This window comes from Kribbella amoyensis, from assembly GCF_007828865.1.
In the GTDB taxonomy this organism is placed as follows: Bacteria; Actinomycetota; Actinomycetes; order Propionibacteriales; family Kribbellaceae; genus Kribbella; species Kribbella amoyensis.
Map to the genome: position 1 here is coordinate 625,250 of NZ_VIVK01000002.1, position 20,305 is coordinate 645,554.

The window sequence follows — 20,305 nt, forward strand, 5'->3', positions numbered from 1 at the left end:
CTGTTCGTGGTCAGCCGTAGACGATCCGCCGGAGCTGACGGGCCGAGAGAGCGGGGGAGCGTACCGGGCGGTGCCGCAGCTCGGTGCCGAGCCGGGCGAAGATCTCGTCGTTGCGGACCCCGTAGGTCTGCAGTTCGCGGTGCCGGCGCCGGACGTACTCCTCGGTCGTCTCGGTGAAGTAGGCCAGCACGTCCGCGACGACCCGCCGCGCGTCCTCCGGCGTCAGTCCCGTGGTCCGGCTCACCTGATCGGCCAGCTCGTCACCGGGGTCTGCCGCCTCACTCATCACCCGACAACTCTGCAGTGCATCCAGAGCCGATTCCAAGGATCTGCCCGAAATCGGGCAAATCTACCTGCTCCGTCACCCGACACCTAGACCAGAACCGCCGCCGGACACTACTCTCCGCCACCCACCCCGTCACCTCCCGCACCAACACCCCGCCGCTGCGCCGCCCAGCCCGGCCGCAGCTGCGCCCGGCCGCGGCTGCGCCCGGCCGCGGCACCCGCCGACTTTGAGCCCCGATCGGCCACCTCCGCGGCGGAGATCTGGCTGGTGTGTGCACAAGGATGGCCGCGGTCGCGGTGCTGGTGGACTTTGTGCGCCGGCCAGCCACGTCCGCGGTGGAGGTCCGGTTGGTGTGTGCACAAGGATGGCCGCGGTCGCGGTGCTGGTGGACTTTGAGTGCCGGCCAGCCACGTCCGCGGTGGAGGTCCGGTTGGTGTGTGCACAAGGACGGCCCCGGTCGCGGTGCTGGCGGACTTTGAGCGCCGGCCAGCCACGTCCGCGGTGGAGATCTGGCTGGTGTGTGCACAAAGACGGTTCGGGCTGGGGCCCGCGGAGGCGGGTGTGGTGGCGAGGTGATGGTGTGGACGCGGCGCAAAAGTGGCGAGGCGACCTGGTGGGTGGCGGGTTGTTTCGCGGCTGCCGGGGTTGCTTGCTCGCTGGCGGGTTGCAGCACGCCATCCGTCACACAACCCGCCAACGACCCCAGCACCGACCGACTTTGAGCACCGGCCAGCCCCTTCGCGGCAAAGATCCGGCCGGTGCGTGCACAAAGACGGCCTCGTCCGCGGCACCGACCGACTTCGAGCGTCGGCCAGCCGCCTTCGCGGCGGAGATCCGGCCGGTGCGTGCACAAAGTCGCTCGGTCGGCGCCGGGCTACCGGCACCCTGCGGTCTAGAAGAGGCGGAGGACGTCTGATTCCATGCCGCGGAGGGCGTCGTAGTCGACGGTGAGGCACTCGAGGCCGCGGTCGGTGGCGAGGACCTTGGCCTGGGGCTTGATCAGCTGGGCGGCGAAGATTCCGCGGACCGGTGCGAGCAGCGGGTCGCGGTTCAGCAGCTCGACGTACCGGGTGAGCTGCTCGACGCCGTCGATCTCGCCGCGCCGTTTGATCTCGACCGCGACGTGCTGGCCGTCGGCGTCGCGGCAGAGCAGGTCGACGGGGCCGATGGCGGTCGGGTACTCCCGGCGCACCAGCGTCCAGCCCTCGCCGAACGTCGTCACGTGCTCGGCGAGCAGCTCCTGCAGGTGCGCCTCGACGCCGTCCTTGATCAGCCCGGGGTCCATCCCGAGCTCGTACGCCGAGTCGCTGAGCACCTCCTCGAGCGTGATCCGCAGCTCCTCACCAGCCTTGTTCACCACCCGCCACTGACCCTCTTCCTCGGTCAGCGTGCACGGGGGCGACATCCAGTTCAGCGGCTTGTACGAACCACCGTCCGCGTGGATCAGCACGGACCCGTCCGCCTTCACCATCAGCAACCGCGGCGCCATCGGCAGATGGGCGGTCAGCCGGCCGGAGTAGTCCACAGAGCAACGAGCAATCACCAAGCGCACGAGGAGACACCGTAGTCGAACGCGGCCGCTGGTTCGACGTCGCCGTGCCGGGGCGGGGGTACGGGTGGGACGGTGGCGGGTGCCGGAGGTTGGTGAGAAGCTGCCAGACATGAATCCGGGGATCAGCGAGCAGGCGCGCGCGGAGTACGCCGAGGTCGCCGCCGGGCTGGAATCGGCCGGCGTGGTGACCGGGTCCATGTTCGGCAACCCGTGTCTGAAGATCGGCCGCAAGATGGTCGCCGGGTTGTTCGGCGACGCGATGGTCTTCAAGCTGCCACCCGAGCCCCGCGAACGCGCCCTGGACCTGCCCGGCGCGCAACCGTTCGACCCGGGGATGGGCCGCGCGATGCGCGAGTGGGTCCTGGTTCCGCTGGCCCAGGCGGACAGCTGGCCCGAGTTCGCGGAGCTGGCGCTGGAGTACGTCCGCGAGTAACGGCCCTGCTGTCCGCCGGTACGTCAGTACGGAGACCCGAACTCGTACCGGTCGATGCTCGCGACGCGGCCTGAGGTCTCCCAGATCTGGGCGATCGAGTTCCGCACCCACCAGGGGCTACGCGCTTGCTGGCAGGAGGTGGGTCCGCACAGGGTCGCGACCACCCTGAACCAGTTGCCGCTCGGGCCCGGTGGGCAGGCAGCGACGATCGCCCGTCCGTCGCGGATGATGTCGGCCCCGCAAGCCTGCTGCGGGGCCGACTCGGCAGGAACGACTGCCGGTACTTCCGGCGCCGGGACCGCAGCAGCCGGTGTTATAGCGGCGCACAGCAGAAGTGCTGCCGACGCCGCTGTGATCGCGCCGGCGACTCGGCGAGGGCGTGCACTGGCTCTGACTGACTCGACGCTGATCCGTCGACCAACTTGCATCCCGGGACTCCTTTGATCGTCGTTCGCGCCGATCGACTCCCAAGGCGATCGCGCGCAGTTAGAGGGCCCGTCAGTACACGAGCTCGACGCTGGCGATGGAGCCGCCGGGCCGCCACTCGTGTCAGGAGCCGTCCATCGGCCAGACCGGTCCACGGACCAACCGGCACGAGCCGGCGCCGCAGGTCGTCACGACCGTGCGGAATCCTTGAGTCGTGGACTACCTGAATTCGATGGTGTCGACGCTGACGGCGGTGCCCGAGTTCGACCAGACGCGCCAGACGGAATCCCGCGGCCACCAGGGGCCCCTCGCCTGCTGGCAGGAAGAGGTTCCGCAGATCGTCACCACGACTCTGAACTGCGTGCCGCCCGCACCTGGCTCGCAGGCGGCGGCGACAGCACGCCCGTCATCGCGGATGGTGGTGGCGCAGATCTGTTGTGCACCGGCCGCGGCCGGTGTTGCGGTGACCGCTGCGGGCGCCGGGGCGGCGGCGGCCGGGGTGACCGATGCGCCGAGCATCAATGCGGCCGAGGTCACAGCGATCGATCCGGCGACTCGGCGGGCGCGCGTCCTTGTCGTGCGGGACAAGGCCATGGCGGGTCGAAGTGATTGCATCCAAGCTCCTCTGCGGTTACGAGCGATACGGAAGGTGATCGCTCGTTTCCTCTGAGTGTCGGGAGCAGGTCTGTTGTCGATCTGTTCGCCAGGCCGTGCTCGCAGCAGGGGCGTGACAGGGGCAGTGCTTGCGGAGTGGGTGCGGATCGGGTGAGGCTGGCCGGGTGATGCAGACGGTGAGTACGCGAGTGCGGGCGTTGGGGTACGTGCGCGGATGAACCTGATGTGTCCGGCTCGGCTGGTGCTGCTGCCCGCTGGTTCGACGGTGTGGGTGGACAGCCTCGCCGACGAGCGGATCGCGCAGGTCTACACGGGGCCGCCTGTACTGGACGGGGCCGCGCAGTTGGCGGAGCGGTTGGGCGTACGCCTCGTCGTCCTCGCCGAGCCGGTACGCCGGGCCTTCGACCTCCGGGACATCGCGGATCTCCATCGGGGTGAGACCGTCGTCGTGCTGACCTCCGGGGTCGAGTCGGGGCCGCCCGTGCCCTCGATCGTGGAGCACACGGGTGACGGGTGGGCGCTGGTCCCCGGTCCCGTGGTCCTGGCCAACGAGGTCACGGTGTCGACGTACGAACAGGCCGCCGAGTTGTTCCGGTCGTCGATCCCGCGGGAACCGAACGAGAACCTCATCTCCTTGGTGGACGAGGCGTTCCCGTCGGGTGCGGACGTGCTGGAGATCGGCAGCGGTACGGGCCGGGACGCGGCCGAGCTGGAACGCCGGGGCCACCGGGTACGGCGTACGGATGCGGCGGCGTCGTTCGTGGAGATGCTGCGGGCGGACGGCGTCGCGGCGGACCAGGTGAACGTGCTGACCGACGAGCTCGGTGGTCCGTACGACCTGGTGTTCGCGGACGCCGTGTTCCTCCACTTCACGGCGGACCAGCTGGCCGACGTACTGCGGAAAGCGGTGAAGGCGGCGCCGTACTTGGCCTTCACGACGCGCGAGGGGGAGGGTGCGGAGTGGTCCACGCGGTTCCTGGATCTGCCGCGACATTTCACGTTGTGGCAGGAGGGGCCGTTGCGGGAGTTGCTCGCGTCCACCGGGTGGGACGTGGTGCGCGTGAATCGTGGGGAGACTCGGGCCGGCTGGTGGTTCCACGTACTCGCACGGCGCTCGTCCACGTGATGCGGGCGGGCGTGGTGCTGCGGTCCGAGGCGGGGATCGCGGCGATCGAGCGGGTGCGGGACGGGCAGACGTACCACGTGCTGCCGGGTGGCCAGGTGGAGGACGGTGAGACTCCGGCCGAGGCGGCCGCGCGGGAGACGTACGAGGAACTCGGGCTGATCGTCCGGATCCACGGGCTGGTCGCGGTCGTGCATTTCGGGTTGCGGCAGCAGCAGTACTTCCTGGCCTCGGTACTCGGCGGGGAGTTCGGGACCGGGAGCGGAGCCGAGATGGCGAGCCTGGCGGAGTCCGAGCGGGGAAGTTATCGGCCGGTGTGGCTGCCGCATCGCGAGCTGGTCGCGCGGAATCTTCGGCCCAAGCCGGTGGCGGCGGCTCTGCAGGAGGCGGCGGACGCGGATCGGTTGCTGGCCGGGTGGCTGCGGGGGCCGGTGGCTTTCGAGGAGCGGTAAGTCGTTCGTCGGGGTCCTGGAAAGGTCATGGTGGGGTCCTGGTGGGGGCGCTTCGGTGCACGAAGAGTTCCTGGTGGGTGGTGATCCAGTTCATGGGCAGACCACTGCGGGGACTGGCACACTTCCAGGCATGGGTCGCGATCTGAAGACAGTGGGAGTGGTCGGCCTCGGCACGATGGGTGCCGGGATCGCCGAGGTGTTCGCGCGCAACGGGCTGACCGTTGTCGGCGTGGAGCGGGACGAGCAGGCGGTCGAGCGCGGCCGCGGGCACATCCAGCACTCCACCGATCGCGCGGTGAAGCGGGGCAAGCTGTCGGTCGAGGACCAGCAGGCGCTGTTCGACCGGGTCACGTTCGCCACCGAGCTGGAGGCGCTGGCCGAGTGCGACCTGGTCGTCGAGGCGGTGATCGAGCGGCTCGAGCTGAAGCGGGAGATCTTCTCCGCGCTGGACAAGATCGTCCGCCCGGATGCGATCCTGGCCACCAACACCTCGTCCCTGTCGGTGACCGAGATCTCCGTCGCCACCGAGCGTCCGCGCCGCGTGGTCGGCCTGCACTTCTTCAACCCGGCCCCGGTGCAGGAGTTCGTCGAGGTGATCCGGACCGTCGTCACCGAGCCGGATGTGGTGGACGACGTGCAGGCCCTTGCCCGGCGACTCGACAAGGTCCCGGTCGTCGCCGCGGACCGGGCCGGCTTCATCGCGAACGCGCTGCTCTTCGGGTACCTGAACCACGCCGTCTCGATGGTGGAGTCGCACTACGCCACCCGCGAGGACGTCGACGCCGCGATGCGCCTCGGCTGTGGGTACCCGATGGGTCCGCTGGCACTGCTCGACCTGATCGGCCTCGACACGGCGTACGAGATCCTCGACACGATGTACAAGCAGGGCCGCAACCGGCTGCACGCCCCGGCCCCGATCCTCAAGCAGATGGTCACCGCGGGCCTGCTCGGCCGCAAGACCGGCCGCGGTTTCTACACCTACGAGGCGCCCGATTCCCCGGTCGTGGTCGACGACGACCTGACCCCGAGGTCCGGCATCGACGACCAGGCGGTCCGCCCGATCCGGCAGGTCGGCGTGGTCGGCTCCGGCACGATGGCGGTCGGCATCATCGAGGTCTGCGCCAAGGCCGGGTACGACGTGCTCTACGTGGCCCGCGGCACCGAGAAGGTCGACCGCGTTCGCGCCGCCCTCGAACGCTCCCTGGAGAAGGGCGTCCAGCGTGGCAAGCTGTCGTCCGAGGAGCGCGACGACGCCCTGACGCGGATCATCGGTACCGCGAAGCTGGACGACCTGGCCGGCGCCGACCTGGTGATCGAGGCCGTGGTCGAGGAGCTGAGCGTCAAGCAGGCGCTGTTCGAGACCTTCGACGAGATCTGCAAGCCCGGCGCGATCCTGGCCACGACCACGTCGAGCCTCCCGGTGATTGACCTGGCGATGGCGACCAAGCGCCCGTCCGACGTGGTCGGCCTGCACTTCTTCAACCCGGCCCCGGTGATGAAGCTGGTCGAGGTGGTCAGCACGGTCAGCACGGCCCCCGAGGTCGCCGACACCGTCGCCGCCCTGGCCGTTGCCGCTGGCAAGCACCCGGTCCGCTGCGGAGACCGCGCCGGCTTCATCGTCAACGCCCTGCTCTTCCCGTACCTCAACGACGCCGTCCGCATGCTCGAAGCCCACTACGCGGGTGTCGACGACATCGACGCCGCGATGAAACTCGGCTGCCGCCTCCCGATGGGCCCGTTCGAGCTCCTCGACGTAGTGGGCCTGGACGTCTCCCTGGCGATCCAGCGGACCCTCTACCTCGAATTCCGCGAACCAGGCTTCGCCCCGGCCCCCCTCCTCGAACACCTCGTCACAGCCGGCTACCTCGGCCGGAAAACCAGCCGAGGCTTCCGCGACTACACCAACTGACCGCAAGCAGCCACAGCAGGATCCGTCTGCTGATCGGTGGGTCTGATATTGCTCGACCATGTACATAAAGCCTGTATATAAAAGTGCTATGCTTCGTACGTGAGCCGTCAAGACACAGCCGCGATCGGGGCTGCCCTCTACGGCCTGGCTACCAGGGCCACGAGACGCTTGCCCCGGGACATGAGCCTGACGTCTGCCGCCACCCTGGCCACCCTGGACCGGACCGGCCCGCAGCGCATCACCGATCTGGCCGCGGTCGAGGGCGTCACCCAGCCCGCGATGACCGCCCTGGTCCGGGTGATGGAGCAGTCCGGCCTGGTCGAGCGGTGGGGCGACGCGTCCGACAAGCGGGTCACGCTGGTGTGCCTGACCGAGGCCGGCGCCTCCTACGTCCGGAAGCGGCGCGAGGCGGGCGTCCACGCGTTCGAGCGGTTGATCGACGAGCTCACCGGCGACGAGGTCGAGGCGCTGGTCGCGGCCCTTCCGGCGCTGAAGCATCTGGCAGAGCTCGAAAGCCAGGACCGCGAAGGGCCGAAGCGGTGACGGGCAGCCGGTCGGTGGGGTCGTGGTGAAGGCGGTCCCGGTGGAGCGTTCCGAGGCGCGGCTGCTGGTCCCCGCCCTGATCTTCATCGCTCTGGTCGTGGCAGCGGTCGCCAGCCTCGGGACGCCGCTCATCACCAGCGTGGCGACCTCGTTCGACGTCTCGCTCGGTAGCGCCCAGTGGACGCTGACCATCGCGCTGCTCAGCGGCGCCGTCGCCACGCCGGTCCTGGGCCGGCTCGGCGCCGGCCCGCACCGGCGGGCCACCATCCTCGCCACGCTGGCGATCGTCGTCGTCGGTAGCGCGCTCACCGTGCTGCCGCTGCCGTTCGCGTGGCTGTTGGCCGGCCGGGCGGCCCAGGGTGCCGGGCTCGGGCTGACGGCGCTGATGATGGGCGTCGCCCGGGACCACCTCCGTGAGGAGCGCAGCGCGGCCGTGATCGCCCTGATCTCGGTGGTCTCGATCATCGGGGCCGGCGTCGGCTATCCGCTGGCCGCACTGCTCGCCGAGCTCGGCGGGGTACGGGCCGCATACGGCCTCGGCCTGGTCGTCACCGCCGCCGCCCTCCTGACCGCGTGGCGGTCCATGCCCGAAGCCCCCGAGGGCCGCTCCGCCCGTGTGGACGTGGCAGGTGCGGTCGTCCTGGCCGCTGCGCTGGTCCTGGTGCTGTTCCTCGCCGGCGAACGGGCTCTGTGGAGCCGGCACCTCGCCCTGGCGGCGGGCCTCGCCGTCGTCGCGGTGGTGCTGCTCTGGGTCTGGGCCGTCATCGAGCTGCGCAGCACGACACCCCTGGTCGATGTGCGGGCGGTCCGGCACCCGGCGGTCGCCGGGGCGAACCTCGCCATGTTCGTCGGCGGGATCGGCATGTACCTCCTGCTCACGCTCATCACCCGGTACGCGCAGACGCCGCCCGGCGCCGGCTACGGCTACGGGCTGACCACCTTCGTCGCCGGGCTGGTCCTGATCCCGTTCTCGGTGCTGGGGTTCGTCGCCGGCAAGCTCACCCCGCGGGTCCGGACGCGGTTCGCCGACCCCCTGCTCCTGGCCGGCAGCGCCGTCGTGGTCGGCGGCGGGTTCGCCCTGTTCGCGGCGGCCCGGTCGGACCTGGCCGAACTGTTCGTGGCGATGGGAGTGCTCGGCTTCGGCGTCGGCGGCTTCTCGGCAGCGATGCCCGGCGTCATCCTGGCCGTCACTCCGCAGAGCGAGACGTCGAGCGCCATGAGCTTCAACTACGTCGTCCGCAGTGTCGGGTACTCCCTGGGCAGCGCCATCGGCGGCTTGATTCTCGCCGCGGGCACCGTCCCCGGTCACCTCTTCCCCGAGGACAGCGCCTACACCACCGCGGCGCTGGTCGGCATCGGCGCCATGGCGATCACGACGCTGACCAGCCTCGCTCTCGCTCGCCGCCGCTCGTCCGAGACCACCCCGTAAGTCAGCTGCAGTCATCCCACCACTGGAGGTTCCATGCCCAAGGGCTACTGGGTCAGCGTGTACCGCACCATTTCAGATCCCGAGAAGCTGGCTGCTTACAACAAGCTGGCCGGTCCGGCCGTCCGGACTGCGGGCGGACGGACCATCGTCCGCGGCGGCCGGGTCGTGGCGTATGACGCCGGAATTGCCGAGCGCACGGTCCTGGTCGAGTTCGACAGCTTCGAGCAGGCCGTCGCGGCGCACGAGAGTGCGGCCTACCAGGAGGCGCTGGCCGCACTCTCCGACGGCGTCGAGCGCGACTTCCGCATCGTCGAAGGCATCGAGTGACCGAGGCTCGGTTTACGGTTCGGCGGTGGCGTAGTCGCCGCAGGGGCCGCCGCCTACTGCTTCGGGGATGGTGAGGGTTTCGCGGTCGGGGCGTACGAGGGGGTTGTAGAAGGCTGCGATCTCGGTGCTGGCTTCGGGGATGTAGTGGAAGATGAGGGAGCGGCGGAAGCGGTTCTCGCTGGTGTTCGGGCGGCTGCCGTGGACGACGCTGCCGTGGAAGAAGAGGACGTCGCCGGCCTTCATCCTGGTCTGGATCCTGGTCAGGCCGTCCGGGATGGGGACCTCGGCGTCGGTGAAGGACTCGGTCAGGTCAGCCGGTTCGGGGCAGACCAGTTCGGTGCGGTGCGAGCCAGGGACCACGGCGAGGCCGCCGTTCTCGGCGTCCACGTCGTCGACCGCGATCCAGGCGGCGAGACAGGTCTCCGGGTCGGCGCGGAGGAACGTGTTGTCCTGGTGCATCGCCTGGCCGCGGGCGCCCGGGGGCTTGAAGTAGAACATCGACTGGGCGCCGAGAGCGGGACCGATCAGCTGCGTGACCACATTGAGGATCCGGCTGTCGAGCATGAGCTCCAGGGCGAGTTGCCCGGCGGCCAGGTCGGGTGTGCGGTGCGGGTGCACGAACCGGGGGAAGCGGGCCAGCGGATCGCCCGCGGGGACGCCGTCGTCGATCGCCAGGGAGTGGTCGACGGCGACCTGGTCCATGAAGACCGACCGGATGCGCTCGATCTCGGCGGGCTCGATCAGGCCGGGTACCTGGACGATGCCGTCCCGGCGGTAGATGTCGGCGAGTGTGCTCGTCATGTCTCCAGGATCCGCGCGGACACCGCGCCGGGGGATAGCCTATCGAGCTGTGAACCTTCGAGATCCTGCTAGACCCGATTCGTTCACCCCGGTGGTGCGGCGGCTCGACACCGGGGAACTCGACGAGGGACCGGGCTACGACACCTACCGCCGGCGCGGTACGACCGACTGGCTGCTGTTCCACACCCTCCACGGCCGCGGCCGCTTCGGTATCACGCCCACCCGACCGACGAAGGCCCAAACGAGAACGAGCCAGCCCCGCGACGTCTTCGCCGATCCGGGCATGGTCACGCTGATCCGGTCGGGCACCTTGCACGACTACGGGGTCGAGCCGGAGCTGAAGCGGTGGCACTTCCGCTACGCGCACTTCCATCCGCGCCCCGACTGGCTGCCCTTGCTCGACTGGCCGGAGGTTGCCCCCGGCATACTCCAGTTGCGCCCCACCAGCCAGGCGGCCGAGCGGATCGCGCACAGCCTGGCCGAGGCGGTGAGGCACAAGCGCAGCGTCCTCCCACAAGGCGAGCAGCTCAGCCTGAACAGCCTCGAGGCCGCGTTGCTCTGGTGCGACACCCAGAACCCGAAGGCCCTGCGGATCGACGACCGGTTGCTCCGGGCGATCGAGCTGATCGACCATGATCTCAAGGCGACCCTGGACGTCCCGCGACTCGCCCGCGCGGTGAACCTGTCCGCGTCCCGGTTCGCCCATCTGTTCCGCGAGCAGCTGGGCGTGACCCCGCAACGGTTCGTCGAGCGCCGCCGCCTGGACGCCGCCTGCCGGTTGCTCGAACTCACCACCCGGCCGATCGCGTCGGTCGCGGCCGAGGTCGGGTACCCGGACCCGTTGTACTTCTCCACCAGGTTCCGCCGCCAGACCGGCACCAGCCCCACGGGGTACCGGAACCGCTGACACGACCGGATCTGCTGACGAGACGGCGACCGTGGACGACACAGTCAGCCTCTACGCTGCTGCCATGAATCCTCGTACTGCCGTGGCCGTGCTGGCCGCTGCGCTCGTCGTCGGTATCACCGCCTGCGCCCCGGAGGACGAGTCGTCCGGCGCCGCGCCCACCCCGTCCTCGGCCGATGCCTGTAGCAAGGACAAGCTCGCGCTGAAGACGCCCGGTACGTTCACGGCCGGGACCGACAAGCCGGCGTACGAGCCGTGGTTCTCCGGCGACGACCCGACGAACGGCAAGGGGTTCGAGTCGGCCGTGACGTACGCGGTCGCGGCGAAGCTCGGGTTCGGCAAGGACCAGGTGAAGTGGCAGACGGTGCAGTTCAACGCCGCGTTCGCCCCGGGGCCGAAGAAGTTCGACGTCGACGTGAACCAGATCTCGATCTCGGAGGAGCGGCGCAAGGCGGTCGACTTCTCCACCGGGTACTACGACGTCGACCAGGCCGTGATCACCACGGCCGGCAGCAAGATCGCGCAGGCCCGCTCGATCGGGGATCTCGCCGACGCCAAGCTCGGTGCCCAGGTCGGGACCACCAGCTACACCGTGCTGCGGGACGTGGTGAAGCCGAAGCAGACCCCGGGCGTCTTCGACACCAACGACCTGGCCGTGCAGGCGCTGAAGAACAAGCAGCTCGACGGGATCGTGGTCGACCTGCCGACCGGGTTCTACATGGTCAACGCACAACTGGACGACGGCCAGATCGTCGGGCAGCTCCCGGGTGGCGGCGAGACCGAGCAGTTCGGGTTCGTACTGGAGAAGGGTTCGGCCCTGACACCGTGCGTCTCGCAGGCCGTCGACGCGCTGAAGAACGACGGGACGTTGGCGAAGCTGCGGCAGGAGCATCTGACGACGGAAACCGCCTCCGGCCGGGAACTGACGCGCTAGGCGCGGGAGCGTGATGAGGAACCCCGATGAGCCGGCGGTGACGGCCGACGGATGGCGGCCGTCACGGCTGCAGCAGGAACGCTTGGCCTATCGGCGCCGGCAGACGGTCCGGTCGGGGCTGATCGCGGGCGTCAGTACGGTCGTCGTTCTGGTGCTCGTGGTCGTCGGGATCGGGTCGACGCCTGGCTGGCCGCGGGTCCGGGAGACGTTCTTCGACGTCGACCGGGGCTGGGAGGCGTTGCCGGTCGTTGCCCAGGGCCTCTGGTTGAACATCCGCGTGATGATCGTCTGCGCAATACTCATCGTGATCTTCGGACTGACGCTGGCGATCCTGCGGACGCTGCGCGGGCCGGTGTTCTTCCCGCTGCGGATGTTCGCCGCCGCCTACACCGACGTGTTCCGCGAACTGCCGTTGTTGCTGGTGATCTTCCTGCTCGGCTTCGGCGTCCCCGCACTGCAGTTACGCGGTCTGCCGAACCAGGCCGTCATCTGGGGTGGCGCGGCGCTCGTCCTCACGTACTCCTCGTACGTCGCCGAGGTGTTCCGTGCCGGGATCGAATCGGTACACCCGTCCCAGCGTGCGGCGGCGAGATCGCTCGGCCTGACGCATCGGCAGACGCTCCGGTTCGTCGTCCTGCCGCAGGCGGTCCGCCGGGTGATGCCGCCGCTGCTGAACGACTTCGTCTCGCTGCAGAAGGACTCCGGCCTGATCGCGGTGCTGGGCGTGATCGACGCGATCCGGGCCGCGCAACTGGAGACCGCCGAGGACTTCAACTTCACCCCGTACGTCGTGGCCGGGATCCTGTTCGTCGCGCTGACGATCCCGCTCACCCGACTCACCGACTACGTGGCGCGGCGACAAGGCTGGTACGGCGGGGGAGGTGGTCCGGTGTGAGCCTGCTGTCGATCAGCGGAGTTCGTAAGGCGTTCGGCTCGACGGTCGTGCTGGACGGATTCGACCTGGACGTCGAGCAAGGGGAGTGCATCGTCCTGATCGGCGCGTCCGGGTCGGGCAAGTCCACGTTGCTTCGCTGCGTAAATCTGCTGGAGACCGTGGACGACGGCGTGATCGAGCTGGACGGCACCGACATCACCGACCCGCGGGCGAACGTGGACCGCATCCGCTCGGGAATCGGCGTCGTCTTCCAGTCGTACAACCTGTTCCCGCACCTCACCGTGCTCGACAACGTCACCCTGGCCCCGATCCGCGTGCACGGCGTACGCCGGGACGTCGCGCGGGCGCGGGCCCTGGAGATGCTGGACCGGGTCGGACTGGCGGACAAGGCGGCCGCGAAACCCGACGAACTGTCCGGTGGTCAGCAGCAGCGCGCCGCGATCGCCCGGGCACTGGTCAACTCGCCGAAGCTGATGCTGCTCGACGAGGTCACCTCGGCCCTGGACCCCGAACTGGTCGGCGAGGTCCTCGACCTGCTCCGCGAGCTGAAGTCCGACGGCATCACGATGCTGATCTGCACCCACGAGATGAGCTTCGCCCGCGAGGTCGCCGACAAGGTCTGCTTCCTGCACCAAGGCCGCCCACTCGAAGTAGGCCCACCCGACCAGGTCCTCACCAACCCGACCGAACCCCGCACCCGAGAGTTCCTCACCCGCATCCTCCAATCCGGCCGCCTCTGACCCCAGCCCCCAGGAGACCGCCGACCACCCCGAGCTGGAGACGCGACCAAGCGCCGTCACCCACACCCATCACCCACACCCCGTCGCGCCCAACCCGCCCTGAACCACCACCCCGCAACCACCCCGCCGAGCCGCTGCCGGCGGTCCACGCCCCGCGCCCGCCCACACCCGCGCCCGGCCCACGCCCGGCCGAGCCCGCTGCCGCCGGCCCACGCCCCGCGCCCGCCCACACCCGCGCCCCGCCCACGCCCGGCCAAGCCCGCTACCGCCGGCCCACGCCCCTCGCTCGCCCACACCCGCGCCCACACCCGCGCCCCGCCCACGCCCGCTGCCGGCGGCCGATGCCCGGCCGAGCCCGCTGCCGGCGGCCCACGCCCGTGCCCCGCCCACGCCCCGCCCGCCCACGCCCGGCCGAGCCCGCCCACGCCCCACACTCACGCCCGCGCCCCGCACCCACACCCACGCCCGCGCCCCGACCCCGCCCCGCCCGCGCCCCGCCCCGGCCGCGCCCCGCCCCGGCCGCGGCCGCGCCCCGCCCCGGCCGCGCACGCCGAGCCCCGCCCGCGCCCCGCCCCGGCCGCGCCCCGCCCCGCCCGCGCCCCGCCCCGGCCGCGCCCCGCCCCGGCCGCGGCCGCGCCCCGCCCCGGCCGCGCACGCCGAGCCCCGCCCGCGCCCCGCCCCGGCCGCGCACGCCGAGCCCCGCCCGCGCCCCGCCCCGGCCGCGCCCCGCCCCGGCCGCGCCCCGCCCCGGCCGCGCACGCCGAGCCCCGCCCACGCCGCGCCTGCGTCCGGCCCACTCCCGCTCCGGGCGCACTTTGTGCGCAGGCCGGCTAGACCCCGCCGACTCTGTGCACGGCCGGGGGTCTATCTCGCTAACGGTGTTTCCGGCGGTGTTCATCAGTAGGTTTCGGCTGCCGGGAATCGGTCGCCGAAGGTGATCGCGAACGCGTTGAGTGCTGGTTTCCACCGCATCGCCCATCGTGCCCGGCCGGTGCCGGTGGGGTCCAATGACCGGGTCACGAGGTAGAGACACTTCAGCGCGGCCTGTTCGGTCGGGAAGTGGCCGCGGGCCTTGATCGCGCGCCGGTAGCGGGCGTTCAGGGACTCGATCGCGTTCGTGGAGCACAGCACCCGGCGGATCTCGACGTCGTAGTCCAGGAACGGGATGAACTCGTTCCAGGCGTTATCCCACAGCCGGATCACCGCCGGGTAGCGCTGCCCCCACTTCTCGGTCAGGTCGTCGAACGCCGCGCGGGCGGCGGTGGCGTTGACGGCGGTGTAGATCGGCTTCAGGTCACCTTTGAGCTCGGGCCAGTACTTGCGGGAGGTGAGCCGGAAGGTGTTGCGGATCAGGTGGATGATGCAGGTCTGCACGATCGCCGGCGGCCACACGTTCGCCACCACCTCCGGCAGCCCCTTCAACCCGTCGCAGACCACGAAGAACACATCCCGCAGGCCCCGGTTGCGCAGATCGGTGAGCACGGCCATCCAGAACTTCGCGCCCTCACCGCTGCCCGCAGTCCCAGCCCACAACCCGAGGATCTCGCGCTCCCCGGCCAGCGTGACACCGATCGCGGCATAGAACGGCCGGTTCGCGACCTGCCCGTCGCGGACCTTGACCACGATCGCGTCGATGAACACCGCCGCATACACCTCGTCCAGCGGCCGACTCGCCCACTCGGTCATCTCCTCGATCACCTTGTCAGTGATCCGGCTGATGGTCTCCCGGCTGACCGAGGCACCGTAAATCTCGGCGAAATGCGCCGAAATCTCACCCGTGGTCAAGCCCTTGGCATACAGCGACAGCACCACCTCGTCGACACCGTTCAACCGGCGCTGCCGCTTCTTCACGATCTGCGGAGTGAACGTGCCGGCCCGGTCCCGCGGCACCTCCAGCTCGACCTGGCCGGACGTCTCGGTCAGCACCGTCTTGGACCGGGTGCCGTTACGGACATTGCCCGCCACCGGCTCGCCGTGCTTCTCATGACCCAGATGCTCGGTCAGCTCCTCGTTCAACGCGGTCTCCAGCACCGCCTTGTTCAGCTGCTTCAACAACCCGTCCGGGCCCGTCAGCGACAGCCCTTGCTCCTTCGCCAGCCGCACCAACTCAGCCGCAGCAAGCTCCTCGGCCGACGCCTTACCCTGCTTCTTCTTACCTGCCACATCCGGCAGTGTCGCGGTCATTGCCGCACCTTTCCCACCAACCACCACAGTCGGCGCGTCGGGCCAGAAACACCGTTAGACGGACAGTCCCGGCTGTCCGCGGGTGGCTGGGCTGGCTGGCCGGTGCACAAAGTGCGGGCTGGCGGGTGCTAGGGCGGGGTCGGCTTCTGTGTGCCGACTTTGTGCGCGAGTTGGTTGTCCGCGGCGGCTGGGGCGGTTGACCGGTGCACAAGGTGCGGGGTCGCGGGGTTGGTGACGCGGGTCGGGTCCTCTGCGCCGACTTTGTGCGTGGGCTGGTTGTCCGCGGCTGGCTCGCGCGGTTGGAGCGTGCACAAAGTGCGGGGTGGCGCTTGTTGTGGGCGGTCGCTAGCTGTGATGTCCAGGGAGGTTGTCCCGCCTTGCGGCGGTGAGTCTGGGTGACAGGTGAAGGCCTCCGGTTGTGAAGTGGAGCTGTCTAGTTCACCGCTTCACCTGACCGGAGGCCTTCGTGTCCCACGTTAACGCGACTCTGACCCCGCGTACCCGGCTACGGCTGGCGGGGGTTGGGGCGGGGATCGGGTTCTGTGTGCCGACTTTGTGCGCGGGTCAGCCGAGCCCCCGCCGACTTTGTGCGTGGGCTGGTCGTCTGTGGATGGCTCGGGTGGCTGCTCCGTGCACAAAGTGCGGCGTGCGTGAGGTACGGCGTGCGCGAGGTACGGCGCGCGCGGGGTGCGGCGTGCGCCGGGGTACGGCGTGCGTGAGGTACCGCGTGCGCGGAGTGCGGCGTGCGTGAGGTACCGCGTGCGCGGAGTGCGGCGTGCGCGAGGTACAGCGTGCGCTGGGGGTGAGGCGCGGGGGGCGGGGTGGAGTGTTGGGGTGGGTTAGTCGAGGGGGTTGAATTCTTCGATGTCGGCGGGGCCCATGACGCGGCGGACGGTGATGGGTTGCTGAAGGGGGACGCCGCCGGGGCCGGGGACCTGGGAGACCAGGGCGGCGATCTCGAGGGCGCGTTCCTCGGACTCGACGTCGACCAGTTGGTAGCCGGCCAGCAGTTCCTTCGACTCCGGGAACGGGCCGTCAGTCACGACGGGAGCGGTGACGCCGTCGGACGTGACCTTCTTCATCTGGTCGGGCCAGGTCAGCGCCGCGACGTCGAGGAGCTCGCCGCTCTCGGTCAGCTGGTGGTTGAGGTCGCGGTAGTAGTCCATGTGGGCCTTGATGTCCGCCGGGTCCCATTCGAGCATCGGGGTCTCGACCGCGCCCGGGCTGTAGTCCACGATCAGCAGGAACTTCGTCATCGCACAAACCTTTCGGACCGGCGCCCCGGTCGGGCGCTCTCACCCGGGGGACGAAGCACGGCCCCCGCTCTCGACATCACCTCGACGAAAACTTCCACCAACCTCACCGACCCCGCCGATCCACGGACCCGCCGACCCCACCGACCCACGCCGATCCGCCGACCCCGCCGATCCACGGACCCGCCGACCCCACCGACCCACGCCGATCCACCGACCCCGCCAACCCCGCCGACTCCGGCGGTTCAGCGTGACGACAGGTAGGTGAGGACCGCCATCACGCGGCGATTGTCGTCCTCCGACGGGGGCAGGTCGAGCTTGGCGAAGATGTTGTTGGTGTGTTTGCTGACCGCCTTCTCGGTGACGAACAGTGCGCTCGCGATCGCCGCGTTCGAGCGGCCTTCCGCCATCAGCCCAAGAACCTCGGACTCGCGCGGGGTGAGCCGCCCGATCGGCTCGTCCCGGGTGTTGCGGGCGAGCAGCTGGCCGATCACGTCCGGGTCCATCGCGGTCCCGCCGCCGGCCACCCGGCGGACCGAGTCGAGGAACTCGGCGACGTTCGAGACCCGGTCCTTGAGCAGGTACCCGACCGCGCCGCCGCCTCCGGTGAGGAGCTCGCGCGCGTACAGCTGCTCGACGTACTGCGACAGGACGAGGACCGGGAGTCCGGGGACCTGGCGGCGGGCCTCGATAGCGGCCTTCAGCCCCTCGTCGGTGAACGTCGGGGGCAGCCGGACGTCGACGACGGCCACGTCCGGCCGGTGCTGGACGAGCGCTGGCACCAGCCGGGGACCGTTGTCGACGGCTTCGACGACCTCGAAGTCGTGGGCCTCGAGCAGCCGGATCAGGCCGTCCCGGAGGAGGGCGTGGTCTTCAGCGATGACGACTCGCAAGGCAACTCCATGATCACGGTGGTGGGTCCGCCGGTGGGGCTGACCAGGGTCAACGTACCGTCGAAGGCGGCCAGCCGCCGCTCGATACCGTACAGACCTCCACCGGTCACCACCGTGGCGCCACCGACCCCGTCGTCACCGACCAGCAGGTGCAGCTTCTCCTGCTCGTAGCTGACCTGGATCCAGGCGTTCGTCGCGGCCGCGTACTTGACCGTGTTCGCCAGCGCCTCGGCGATCGCGAAGTACGCCGCGGACTCCACCGGCGCGGGCGGACGGCCGGGCAGGTCGAAGCTGACGTCCACCTTGAACGGGCAGCTAATCGCGAGCGCCTTGACCGCGCCCTCGAGCCCGCGGTCGGCCAGGACCGGCGGGTGGATCCCACGGACCAGGTCGCGCAGCTCGGCCAGTGCCGTACTCGCGGATTCGCGCGCCTCGGTCAGCAGCGCGGCGGCCTGGGCCGGGTCCCGGGCGACCATTTCCTCGGCCATGCCCAGGTTCATGCTCAACGCGGCCAGCCGGGCCTGGGCGCCGTCGTGCAGGTCCCGCTCGATCCGGCGCAGCTCGGCCGCCTGGGTGTCGACGGTCTCGGCCCGGGACTCGGCCAGTTCGCGGACCCGGATCGCCAGCTGGGCGCTCTCGGTCGGCCCGAGCAGCGACTTGGCCAGATGCGCGTTCGCCTTCAGCAGCCGCTCGCCGGAGGCGGACCAGATCAGGAACGCGACCAGGCCGAGCGGGACCATCAGGAACGAGGTCGCCACGTTCAGCGTGAACAGCCCGCCGAACGGCTGGTCGAACACCCCGGGCGGCGTCACCCAGACCAGGAACGGGTAGATCAGGTAGAACACCGAGGCCAGGAACAGCACCGCGGACAGCAGGTTCAGGGTGAATCCGAGCACCGCGTTGGTCAGCAGCCAGACGATGTCCCGCCAGGTCGCCGGGTCGGCCAGGATCGTCCGGAGCCGCATCAGCAGGCCCTTCATCGGCGGCTGCCGGTACGGCCGGGTGATCGGCGCGCCGAGGAAGCCGGCCAGCATCCGGCGGTGGCAGTTCGCGAACCAGCGGGTGCACGGGACGAAGACCAGCAGCATCGGGATCCCGACCCAGACCGCGATCAGCGGCACCGACACGACGTTCAGCACGAAGAAGGCGATGCCGACCTCGGCGAGGATCGCCAGCCCGAGCGCGAGGAAGGGCTGCGCGAGTCGCGGGTACCGCAGCGGCGGTGCCGGGGCGGCGGTCTGGATGGTCGTCATCGTCTCTCTCCCGTGTCGGTGGGCCGGACCGGCCCGCCCCTCCATGATGACCGAGGGACTGGACGACCTCAGTAGTGTTAGGTCCACCACTGCCGGGAGGTGAAACCCCCGGGCGGAGACGGGAGCTGGCACCGGTGACCGGACGACCGTGTCCGGCGATGGTTGAGAGACACCGGTCAGGGGCAGATTGCCGCGGACCGGAGACCCGATCGACCGACGCCGAAACGAGGCCCCGAATGACACTGGCAGCCGAACCGCCGCGGACCCAGCGGAGCAAGGGGAGCGACTTCGCCCCGCTGCTGCGCGAGATCAAGGACGCGGGACTGCTCGACCGCCGGACCGCGGCGTACGCGATCGCGATCGCGATCAACGTCGCCCTGCTGGCCGTGATCTGGGCCGGCGTGGTCACGCTCGGCAACAGCTGGTGGACCCTGTTCCTCGCGGTGCCGCTGGCGATCCTCACCACCCGGGCCGCGTTCTTCGGTCACGACGCCGGGCACCAGCAGATCGGCCGGTCCCGCAAGCTGCACGACTGGCTCGGGTTGCTGAACGGCAACCTGGTCACCGGGATGAGCTACGGCTGGTGGAACGACAAGCACAACCGGCACCACGCGAACCCGAACCACACCGACAAGGACCCGGACGTCGGCGAGGGCGTGCTGGTCTGGACCCTGGAGCAGGCCGAGGGGCGGACCGGCCTGCACGGCTGGCTGTCCCGCCACCAGGCCCGGATCTTCTTCCCGCTGCTCACCCTGGAGGGGCTGAACCTGAAGGTCTCCGGCATCCGGTACCTGCTCGGCCGCCCGCGCAAGGAGGCCCAGCTGGAGCTCGGCATGATCGCCGCACACCTGGTGCTGTACTTCGGCGTGCTGTTCACCGTGCTCTCGCCGGGCAAGGCGGTGCTGTTCGCCGTCATCCACCACGCGCTGTTCGGCCTGCACCTCGGCAGCGTCTTCGCCCCGAACCACAAGGGCATGGAGATGCCGGACGAGGACAGCAACTGGGGCCACCTGGAGAAGCAGGTGCTGACCTCGCGGAACGTCAACGGCGGCCTGGTCACCGACTGGATGATGGGCGGCCTCAACTACCAGATCGAGCACCACCTCTTCCCGAGCATGCCGCGGGCCAACCTGCGGTTCGCGCAGCCGATCGTCCGGGCGTACTGCGAGCGGATCGGGATGCCGTACCTGAGCACCGGGCTGATCGAGTCGTACCGGATGGGCCTCGGCCATATGCACGAGGTCGGCAGCGAACTCCGCGACCAGAAGGCCTCCGAGCGCGTCGGGACCTGAGCGGGAATCTGGGCAAAGCAGGCGCGGCGCTCCGCGCCGGGCAGCGGCCCCGGGACGG

At 70.2% G+C, this 20,305-nt stretch carries 20 protein-coding genes; 13 read left to right on the forward strand and 7 right to left on the reverse strand.

What is annotated here, in order from left to right; genetic code table 11:
- Positions 1–10 precede the first annotated feature (10 nt).
- Both FB561_RS33120 and nucS read right to left on the reverse strand, forming a co-directional pair.
- Entirely contained in the window at positions 11–286 is a 276-nt protein-coding gene (locus tag FB561_RS33120; protein WP_145813969.1) for an HU family DNA-binding protein, read from the reverse strand.
- A gap of 892 nt (positions 287–1,178) precedes the next feature.
- A complete protein-coding gene (gene nucS / locus FB561_RS33125) occupies positions 1,179–1,838 on the reverse strand; it encodes an endonuclease NucS (protein WP_145813970.1) in 660 nt (219 codons plus the stop codon).
- 109 nt (positions 1,839–1,947) lie between these two features.
- Between nucS and FB561_RS33130 the strand changes: the two genes are divergently transcribed.
- The 8 genes from FB561_RS33130 (at position 1,948) to FB561_RS33165 (ending at position 9,095) form a co-directional block, all read left to right on the forward strand.
- Complete coding sequence (locus tag FB561_RS33130; protein ID WP_145813971.1) at positions 1,948–2,271, forward strand: TfoX/Sxy family protein; 324 nt, start codon at positions 1,948–1,950, stop codon at positions 2,269–2,271.
- Between the two features lie 640 nt (positions 2,272–2,911).
- The gene (locus FB561_RS33135; RefSeq protein WP_145813972.1) at positions 2,912–3,367 is read left to right on the forward strand and encodes a hypothetical protein; all 456 of its coding nucleotides are present in this window, start codon (positions 2,912–2,914) and stop codon (positions 3,365–3,367) included.
- Between the two features lie 159 nt (positions 3,368–3,526).
- On the forward strand, positions 3,527–4,438 hold the full coding sequence (locus FB561_RS33140; protein ID WP_145813973.1) for a class I SAM-dependent methyltransferase: 912 nt from the start codon (positions 3,527–3,529) through the stop codon (positions 4,436–4,438).
- Positions 4,402–4,887 carry an NUDIX domain-containing protein gene (locus tag FB561_RS33145; RefSeq protein WP_202880980.1) on the forward strand — a complete coding sequence of 162 codons (486 nt, stop codon included), beginning with the start codon at positions 4,402–4,404 and terminating at the stop codon, positions 4,885–4,887. The genes FB561_RS33140 and FB561_RS33145 overlap by 37 nt, the downstream gene beginning before the upstream one ends.
- A gap of 130 nt (positions 4,888–5,017) precedes the next feature.
- Complete coding sequence (locus FB561_RS33150) at positions 5,018–6,796, forward strand: 3-hydroxyacyl-CoA dehydrogenase family protein (protein WP_145813974.1); 1,779 nt, start codon at positions 5,018–5,020, stop codon at positions 6,794–6,796.
- A 180-nt stretch (positions 6,797–6,976) separates the two neighbouring features.
- Positions 6,977–7,339: a MarR family winged helix-turn-helix transcriptional regulator gene (locus tag FB561_RS33155; protein ID WP_145813975.1), complete on the forward strand. Its 363-nt coding sequence runs from the start codon at positions 6,977–6,979 to the stop codon at positions 7,337–7,339.
- 40 nt (positions 7,340–7,379) lie between these two features.
- Positions 7,380–8,768, forward strand: coding sequence for an MFS transporter (locus tag FB561_RS33160; protein ID WP_202880981.1), 1,389 nt, complete (start codon positions 7,380–7,382; stop codon positions 8,766–8,768).
- Positions 8,769–8,801: 33 nt separating this feature from the next.
- Positions 8,802–9,095, forward strand: a complete 294-nt coding sequence (locus FB561_RS33165; RefSeq protein ID WP_145813976.1) for a DUF1330 domain-containing protein — start codon at positions 8,802–8,804, stop codon at positions 9,093–9,095.
- Between the two features lie 12 nt (positions 9,096–9,107).
- Here the strand turns inward: FB561_RS33165 and FB561_RS33170 are convergent, their stop codons facing one another.
- On the reverse strand, positions 9,108–9,896 hold the full coding sequence (locus FB561_RS33170; RefSeq protein WP_145813977.1) for a phytanoyl-CoA dioxygenase family protein: 789 nt from the start codon (positions 9,894–9,896) through the stop codon (positions 9,108–9,110).
- Positions 9,897–9,987: 91 nt separating this feature from the next.
- On the opposite strand from FB561_RS33170, the gene FB561_RS33175 reads away from it, so the two are divergent.
- From FB561_RS33175 to FB561_RS33190, 4 genes are all read left to right on the forward strand, one after another.
- Positions 9,988–10,803, forward strand: coding sequence for a helix-turn-helix domain-containing protein (locus tag FB561_RS33175; RefSeq protein ID WP_238335271.1), 816 nt, complete (start codon positions 9,988–9,990; stop codon positions 10,801–10,803).
- Positions 10,804–10,867: 64 nt separating this feature from the next.
- On the forward strand, positions 10,868–11,737 hold the full coding sequence (locus FB561_RS33180; RefSeq protein WP_145813979.1) for an ABC transporter substrate-binding protein: 870 nt from the start codon (positions 10,868–10,870) through the stop codon (positions 11,735–11,737).
- A gap of 13 nt (positions 11,738–11,750) precedes the next feature.
- On the forward strand, positions 11,751–12,632 hold the full coding sequence (locus FB561_RS33185) for an amino acid ABC transporter permease (protein ID WP_145813980.1): 882 nt from the start codon (positions 11,751–11,753) through the stop codon (positions 12,630–12,632).
- Positions 12,629–13,372, forward strand: coding sequence for an amino acid ABC transporter ATP-binding protein (locus FB561_RS33190; protein ID WP_145813981.1), 744 nt, complete (start codon positions 12,629–12,631; stop codon positions 13,370–13,372). The genes FB561_RS33185 and FB561_RS33190 overlap by 4 nt, the downstream gene beginning before the upstream one ends.
- 897 nt (positions 13,373–14,269) lie before the next feature.
- On the opposite strand, the gene FB561_RS33195 is transcribed toward FB561_RS33190, so the two are convergent.
- From FB561_RS33195 to FB561_RS33215, 4 genes are all read right to left on the reverse strand, one after another.
- A complete protein-coding gene (locus FB561_RS33195; protein WP_145806194.1) occupies positions 14,270–15,556 on the reverse strand; it encodes an IS256 family transposase in 1,287 nt (428 codons plus the stop codon).
- A gap of 839 nt (positions 15,557–16,395) precedes the next feature.
- On the reverse strand, positions 16,396–16,812 hold the full coding sequence (locus tag FB561_RS33205) for a YciI family protein (protein WP_145813982.1): 417 nt from the start codon (positions 16,810–16,812) through the stop codon (positions 16,396–16,398).
- A gap of 242 nt (positions 16,813–17,054) precedes the next feature.
- On the reverse strand, positions 17,055–17,702 hold the full coding sequence (locus tag FB561_RS33210; RefSeq protein ID WP_145813983.1) for a response regulator: 648 nt from the start codon (positions 17,700–17,702) through the stop codon (positions 17,055–17,057).
- Positions 17,654–18,955: a sensor histidine kinase gene (locus tag FB561_RS33215; RefSeq protein ID WP_145813984.1), complete on the reverse strand. Its 1,302-nt coding sequence runs from the start codon at positions 18,953–18,955 to the stop codon at positions 17,654–17,656. The genes FB561_RS33210 and FB561_RS33215 overlap by 49 nt, the downstream gene beginning before the upstream one ends.
- Positions 18,956–19,191: 236 nt before the next feature.
- Between FB561_RS33215 and FB561_RS33220 the strand changes: the two genes are divergently transcribed.
- Positions 19,192–20,247, forward strand: a complete 1,056-nt coding sequence (locus FB561_RS33220) for a fatty acid desaturase family protein (protein ID WP_145813985.1) — start codon at positions 19,192–19,194, stop codon at positions 20,245–20,247.
- Positions 20,248–20,305: the final 58 nt, after the last annotated feature.